Annotated in this window: 8 protein-coding genes; 4 read left to right on the forward strand and 4 right to left on the reverse strand. The window is 50.7% G+C overall.

The genetic code is table 11. The features are described from left to right. Window position 1: 1 nt before the first annotated feature. Window positions 2-487: an Hsp20/alpha crystallin family protein gene (locus IQ256_RS19210; RefSeq protein ID WP_193857171.1), complete on the reverse strand. Its 486-nt coding sequence runs from the start codon at window positions 485-487 to the stop codon at window positions 2-4. A 34-nt stretch (window positions 488-521) separates the two neighbouring features. Between IQ256_RS19210 and IQ256_RS30105 the strand changes: the two genes are divergently transcribed. Together IQ256_RS30105 and IQ256_RS19215 are read left to right on the forward strand one after the other, a co-directional pair. Next, window positions 522-644 (forward strand): hypothetical protein, encoded by a 123-nt coding sequence (locus IQ256_RS30105; protein ID WP_255516220.1) that lies wholly within the window; start codon window positions 522-524, stop codon window positions 642-644. Window positions 645-653: 9 nt separating this feature from the next. Further along, window positions 654-1445, forward strand: a complete 792-nt coding sequence (locus IQ256_RS19215) for an SDR family oxidoreductase (RefSeq protein ID WP_193857172.1) — start codon at window positions 654-656, stop codon at window positions 1443-1445. Window positions 1446-1469: 24 nt separating this feature from the next. Here the strand turns inward: IQ256_RS19215 and IQ256_RS19220 are convergent, their stop codons facing one another. Then, window positions 1470-1793: a hypothetical protein gene (locus tag IQ256_RS19220; protein WP_193857173.1), complete on the reverse strand. Its 324-nt coding sequence runs from the start codon at window positions 1791-1793 to the stop codon at window positions 1470-1472. A gap of 140 nt (window positions 1794-1933) precedes the next feature. On the opposite strand from IQ256_RS19220, the gene map reads away from it, so the two are divergent. Next, on the forward strand, window positions 1934-2767 hold the full coding sequence (gene map, locus IQ256_RS19225; RefSeq protein ID WP_193857174.1) for a type I methionyl aminopeptidase: 834 nt from the start codon (window positions 1934-1936) through the stop codon (window positions 2765-2767). 10 nt (window positions 2768-2777) lie between these two features. Here the strand turns inward: map and IQ256_RS19230 are convergent, their stop codons facing one another. Together IQ256_RS19230 and IQ256_RS19235 are read right to left on the reverse strand one after the other, a co-directional pair. Then, a complete protein-coding gene (locus tag IQ256_RS19230; protein ID WP_193857175.1) occupies window positions 2778-3419 on the reverse strand; it encodes a hypothetical protein in 642 nt (213 codons plus the stop codon). A gap of 24 nt (window positions 3420-3443) precedes the next feature. Next, complete coding sequence (locus IQ256_RS19235) at window positions 3444-4400, reverse strand: glycosyltransferase family 2 protein (protein ID WP_193857176.1); 957 nt, start codon at window positions 4398-4400, stop codon at window positions 3444-3446. A 134-nt stretch (window positions 4401-4534) separates the two neighbouring features. Here IQ256_RS19235 and IQ256_RS19240 point away from each other — a divergent pair, with 134 nt between their 5' ends. After that, window positions 4535-5734, forward strand: a complete 1200-nt coding sequence (locus IQ256_RS19240; protein ID WP_193857178.1) for an argininosuccinate synthase — start codon at window positions 4535-4537, stop codon at window positions 5732-5734. Window positions 5735-6163 lie beyond the last annotated feature (429 nt).

Consider the following 6163-nt stretch of genomic DNA (forward strand, 5'->3'; position numbering starts at 1 on the left):
TCTACTGCTTGTCTTCAGTAGAATCAGTCGCTTCGGTAATCGCAGCAGGCTTTGCGCCAGCGATGTTCACCTTAACGACTTTGTTGCGTACATCCTCGGCCTTTGGCAAAGTCAGAACCAAAACGCCTGCTTCGTAGTCAGCGGTCACTGCATTGTGGTCAATGGCCACCGGCAGAGAAACAACTCGGCGAAACGCACCGTAGCGAAACTCATTGCGGCGCAAGGTCTCACCTTCAGTTAGTTCTAAGCTAGGACGAGTACCTGAAACAGCCACAACTTCACGGCTAGCTTGAACATCGATATCGTCGATGTTAATCCCTGGAAGCTGAACTTGTAGTATCAGCGCCTCCTCGCTTTCAACTAAGGTAGCAGCGGGTGTCCAGGTAGTGGGCGCAGTTTCGACTCCAGCAAAGTCATCAAAAAGCCGATCGAGCTGGTGCTTGACTGCATTCATTTCTTGGAAAGGTTGCCAGTAACGAACGATCATTAAATGTATTCTCCTAAAAGGCTATGCACCTATAGTGCCAATTGTGGGAGGCGATCGCGTAGTGAGAGAAACCACACCTACCGGTAGAGGATGCCGATATTCGGTTGAGGTACGGTTCTTAGGAATGATGAATAATGAGAATCCAACAGACGAGTGAGCACCCACTATGAACAAAACAGTCCTAATTACTGGCGCATCTAGAGGCATTGGAGAAGCTTTTGCTCGGGTCTATGCTAAGGAACAAGACAACTTGATTTTAGTGGCCCGCAATGAGAACGACCTCAATGCCCTAAAGGACGATCTTTCTAACCAATACGACATAAATGTTGTTGTACTCGCTTGCGATCTGACCAAAGAGGAAGTACAACAGGTTTACAATCAAGTAGAGCAACAAAATCTAACTGTAGATGTGCTGATCAACAATGCTGGCTACGGTGACTATGGTGAGTTCGTCAGTGCCGACTGGCCCAAACTTCAAGGGATGATTCTTCTTAATGTGTTAGCGCTTACCCGCCTGAGTCATTTATTTTTGCCCAGTATGATTGCTAGAGGCCAAGGCCAGATCCTCAATGTATCTTCCACTGCCGGTTTTCAGCCAGGACCGATGATGGCCGTCTATTTCGCGACCAAAGCCTATGTCCTCTCACTTAGCGAAGCGCTCTCTGCCGAGACTGAGGGCACGGGCGTGAGTGTGACTGTCCTTTGTCCAGGTCCTACCCAGTCTAACTTTGGTCAGAATGCCAATATGGAGCAAATGGCACTAGGCGGCGATGTAACTAGCGACAAACTACCTAGCGCTCTCGATGTCGCCGAATATGGCTATAAAGCGCTGAATAAGGGCGAAGTGGTTGCCGTTCATGGGGCGATCAATAAAGTGCTGACCTTTATGCCCAGGCTGACACCGCGTGCGGTTATTCGCAAAGGGGTGAAGCAGTTTATGTCACCAAAGGAGAAATAGATCAAAGAACCTCAAAACCTAAAGCTATTGTTTTAGCGGACGAACCTTGAATGAAATTGAATCATCTGAGCGATCGATAGCACCACTAACAGCTTTAGCGTTACTCGGTTTCAGACAATCTTCTTCCTGCTGACTTAGCTCAGAAACGGTCGCTGCTACCGCTACGCTGTCCTTTGTATTGTCTTTCGTACTGCCCTTTGCTGTCTTCCAGTTACTGAGCGCTGCGAGTCCCATTCCTCCTAGCACTAGCCAAACGCCACTTGCGTGCCAGTCGCCAACTTGTGCAATCCAGTTAAATAGCTCTACAGCTACAAACAGCAGAATGAAAGCAGCTAGCCAAAATCCCATGACAGTTCGCTGAGGTAGAAAGGGGTCAACGTCCGCATAGAATAGCGCATAATCGACTGCTGGCTGCTTGTCAGTTTAGAAGTCCGAAATTAAGAAGAAATGGCGCTAGAGTAGTAGAGAGAGCCTAACTAGAGAGCCCAATGTCGCAAACCGCAGTGCTACAGACTTCTAATGATGCCCCCTTTAGAGGGATTACCCTGCTATCAGCTAGAGAGATAGAGGCGATGCGCCCCGCCTGCCGACTGTCTTCTGAGCTGCTGGATTTTCTCACCCCTATGGTTGTCCCCGGCGTTAGCACGTTAGAGCTGAATGATGCGGCTGAAAGCTGGACTAAAAAGCACGGTGCGACGAGTGCGCCGCTTGGCTACCCTGGCCCACAAGGTGCGATCGCCTTTCCAAGGTCTATCTGTACCAGCATCAACGAAGTGGTCTGTCACGGCATTCCTAACAAAAAGGATATCTTGCAAGAAGGCGACATTATCAATATAGACGTCACGCCGCTGCTGAACGGCTATCACGGTGATAGCTCTCGCACTTTCATGGTGGGTGAGGTATCGCCTAGTGCTCGCAAGCTAGTGGAAGTGACTGAAAAGTCAATGTGGAAAGGGATTGAAGCAGTTAAAATCGGTGGCCGCATTGGCGATATTGGCGCGGCGATTCAAGCCTACGCCGAGTCAGAAGGGTTTGCAGTAGTGCGCGATTTTGTTGGACATGGCGTCCATCGCACTTTTCACGCAGAGCCCCAGGTGCCCCACTATGGCGTAGCAGGTAAGGGCAAGAAAATTCGCCCTGGTATGGTCTTCACCATCGAGCCGATGCTAAACGAAGGCTCCCACGAAGTAGAGCTGCTAGAAGACCAGTGGACGGCTGTCACCAAAGACGGCACGCTGTCTGCCCAGTTTGAACATACGCTAGCGGTGACTAAATCTGGGGTAGAAGTCTTGACTAAGATGCCAGCAGCGGTCTTGGCTTAGAGATAGCTGTTCAAGAGTCTTCGGTACTATGGTCTTCGGTACTAGAGTCTTCACTAACGACATCTTCAGCGTCAACCTCTTCTGCCACAATGTCATAGTCGCCGTCCCACACAGCCGTCAGCAGCGCTAATCCCGCTTGGGTCATCGTGGCCTCATCGCCCGAAAATTCTACGTCTTCTGGATCGCCGCCTGCCGCCTCGACCAGATCACTCATCCACACATAGCAAGGATCGGCTGGCTGGCGCAAAAGCCGCTCTAGCCACATTTGCTTATCTAGAGACATGCGCCGCTGTAGCAGCATGTACAGCGGTATTTTGGTGCGATGCTCTACGCCGCCGAGCACCTGCTGCAAATACCAGGTTGCCTGCATCGGCGGCAGCTCGCTGATGCGCTGCTCTATGCGAGTCAAAATCTGTTCGGTAAACTCTACGCCCAGATAGCGGTTTAGCGCCTCGACCGGGATAGCAGGATCGACGTTGATCCGCTCACAGACGCTAGACCAGTTGATGTCTGGATAGGCGGCCTGGAGCATTTCAAAAGCGCGATCGCTGATCTCAGCCGATGCCGTTTGCAGGTTATAAGAAAAATCTTCTCCTGGCTTTGCCCCGGCTTCTACCAGCATCTGAAACAGTCGAATCGCATCATCTGCCATAGCTTCCTCCTTTACTGCTTATGACTACTCACTAGAAGGTTGAGCAGAGTTGAAGCCCCCTTCTCGATAAGCCGCATACACCGCATTAACGTTATACCAGTTCAAAAATATTCGGCTCAGCTCTTGAGATAGCTGGGGATAGCCCCGCTTGATTAGCCAGTTTAATGTCGGTCCGAGCGTACGTTCATTCAGCGCCCCTCCCAAAGACAGCGTGCCCCAGAGTAACCGATGCAGCCAAGTCATCTGAATCATCAGACGCACATCCAAAGTTGGATGCTTCTGATAGAAGACCACTCCCATCCGCGCCCGCTGAATCTCTTTGTCAATTAGCTCTGGCAGCTCTTCTACAGAAAAAGCCGGATGCCAGTGATAGCCCACTGCCTCTGGGCATTTGATCAAGGAAAGGCCGTTGTTCTTCAGCCGAACGCCTAGCTCTAGATCCTCCCAGCCATACTGAGTAAACTGCGCGTCGAATAGCCCTGCCTCTAGCAGCCAGCGCTTTTGAATAGCGACATTGCCAGTGGCAAAAAAGGCGCGTGAATAGTCGGTTACCTTGAACGGCTCTGAGGTGGGATGGTCAAAATTGCAGGTGTTGACCACTCGTCCATAGGTGAACACGCGCTCGTTGCCTTTTTCATAGGCAGCGCTTAGAGCATCGGCATGATGCTGCAAAAACCTATCTAGAACGACCAGATCGCTGTCGATAAAGATAATGGTGTCACCTTTTGCCTGTTGGACACCGAAGTTGCGGGCGATCGCAGCCCCTTCATGATCCTGTTCGTACAGAACCACGTGCGGAAATTCATCTGAACTAGCCTGAATCCATTCCACCGTGCCATCGGTTGAGCCATCGTCTACCAAGACGATTTCATATCCCTCCACCGGGCCATCAGGACGTAGTGCCTGATTTTCCATCGCTCTCAGGCACTTTTCTAGAATGGGCTGGCGGTTATAGGTCGGAATGACGACGCTGAAGAACATGCTGAAGAATATATAGGTGCAATGTTTTCGTTTCCTCATATTCTATTTCATTGTTTCGCTATCGGCTTTCGACGGGTGTCCGACACTGCAATACTATGAAGCTTGATCACTTTCTAAATCGGATACAAACAGATATGGGCCGCGCAGACAAAGTCGTTTTGGCATACTCGGGTGGAGTAGATACTACGGTATGTATTCCCTACCTCAAAGAGGAATACGGTGTAAAAGAGGTGATTACCCTAGCCGCTGATCTGGGGCAAGGCGATGAACTAGAGCCTATTCGCCAGAAAGCGCTCGACTGTGGCGCTGCTGAATCGGTCGTCACTGATGTGACCGAGCCTTTTATCACTAACTACGCTTTTCCAGCAATTCAGGCTAACGCCCTCTACGAAAATCGCTACCCGCTATCGACCGCGCTCGCCCGTCCGCTGATCGCCAAGCTGCTAGTGGATACGGCGGAAAGGTATGGTGCCGATGCGGTCGCCCATGGCTGCACTGGCAAAGGCAATGACCAGGTGCGCTTTGACGTGGCGATCGCCGCGCTCAACCCCGAACTAAAAGTGCTAGCACCCGCCCGCGAGTGGGGCATGAGCCGCGAAGAAGCGATGGCCTATGGCGAAAAGTTTGGCCTCACTTTCCCAGTCAAGAAATCCTCGCCCTACAGCATCGATCGTAATTTGCTAGGACGCTCTATCGAGGCTGGCCCCTTAGAAGATCCGTGGACAGAGCCGACTGAAGAAGTGTTTGTGATGACTAGTGCGATCGCAGATACACCAGACGAACCCGAATACGTCGAAATTGGCTTTGAAAAGGGCCTTCCCACTAGCCTCAATGGTGAAGGACTTTCTCCAGTGGCACTGATTACCCAGCTAAATGAACTTGCTGGTCGCCATGGCATTGGCCGCATCGACATGATCGAAAATCGACTGGTCGGCATCAAATCGCGTGAAATCTACGAAGCCCCTGCCCTACTTGTGCTCATTGCCGCCCATCGCGATCTAGAAAGCCTCACGCTCACTGGCGATGTCACTCAGTACAAACGCAACATTGAGCAGTCCTATGGCCAAATGATTTACAACGGCCTCTGGTACAGCCCGCTCAAATCCGCGCTAGATGCCTTTATCCTACAAACCCAAGAGCGTGTCTCTGGCACCGTTCGCATCAAACTGATCAAAGGTAACGCGGTCTTGGCCGGGCGCAAGTCAAAGAATGCGCTCTACACAGACGAGCTTTCCACCTACGGTAGCAACGACAAATTTGACCATAGAGCAGCCGAGGGCTTCATCTATGTTTGGGGCCTGCCGACTCGCGTCTGGTCACAGCAAACCCGCTAATTTTAAAAAGAAAGAGAGTATCTAGGCGTAGAGCCTAACCGTAGAGAGTTGGGAACAGAGCGTTGGGAACAGAGCGTTGGGAACAGAGCGTTGGGAACAGAGCGTTGGGAACAGCTTGATCGTGCTTGTAAACAATTTTTGCGAAAGTTAACAAGCTGTCAGTTTCTCTAAGGCAAGCCCTAGATTAGACAAAGCCTAAACTCGTGATGATTAGAGGATAATTGTTTGCCTTAGATAGCCATCTACGCTTGGTAGAGTGGGCCGTCTGAGGCGTCTTTCCTCTAGACCCTGTGACAGGCTTCACAATGTTTAGTTGCTTTTAGACTATTAAGAAAGGATTGAGTCAGCTTAATTTATCAGCTTTATATCACTCGTTTTAAATAGTCAGTTAGCCGCATCGCAGCGCTAGCATCGGATACATTTCTATGC

Source organism: cf. Phormidesmis sp. LEGE 11477, from assembly GCF_015207105.1.
Taxonomy (GTDB): Bacteria; Cyanobacteriota; Cyanobacteriia; order Phormidesmidales; family Phormidesmidaceae; genus Phormidesmis.

Excerpts from the sequence above, each read along its gene's own strand:
- IQ256_RS19210 (WP_193857171.1), bottom strand. The coding sequence starts at position 487 with ATGATCGTTCGTTACTGGCAACCTTTCCAAGAAATGAATGCAGTCAAG.
- IQ256_RS19215 (WP_193857172.1), top strand. The coding sequence starts at position 654 with ATGAACAAAACAGTCCTAATTACTGGCGCATCTAGAGGCATTGGAGAA.
- IQ256_RS19220 (WP_193857173.1), bottom strand. The coding sequence starts at position 1,793 with ATGGGATTTTGGCTAGCTGCTTTCATTCTGCTGTTTGTAGCTGTAGAG.
- map (WP_193857174.1), top strand. The coding sequence starts at position 1,934 with ATGTCGCAAACCGCAGTGCTACAGACTTCTAATGATGCCCCCTTTAGA.
- IQ256_RS19230 (WP_193857175.1), bottom strand. The coding sequence starts at position 3,419 with ATGGCAGATGATGCGATTCGACTGTTTCAGATGCTGGTAGAAGCCGGG.
- IQ256_RS19235 (WP_193857176.1), bottom strand. The coding sequence starts at position 4,400 with ATGTTCTTCAGCGTCGTCATTCCGACCTATAACCGCCAGCCCATTCTA.
- IQ256_RS19240 (WP_193857178.1), top strand. The coding sequence starts at position 4,535 with ATGGGCCGCGCAGACAAAGTCGTTTTGGCATACTCGGGTGGAGTAGAT.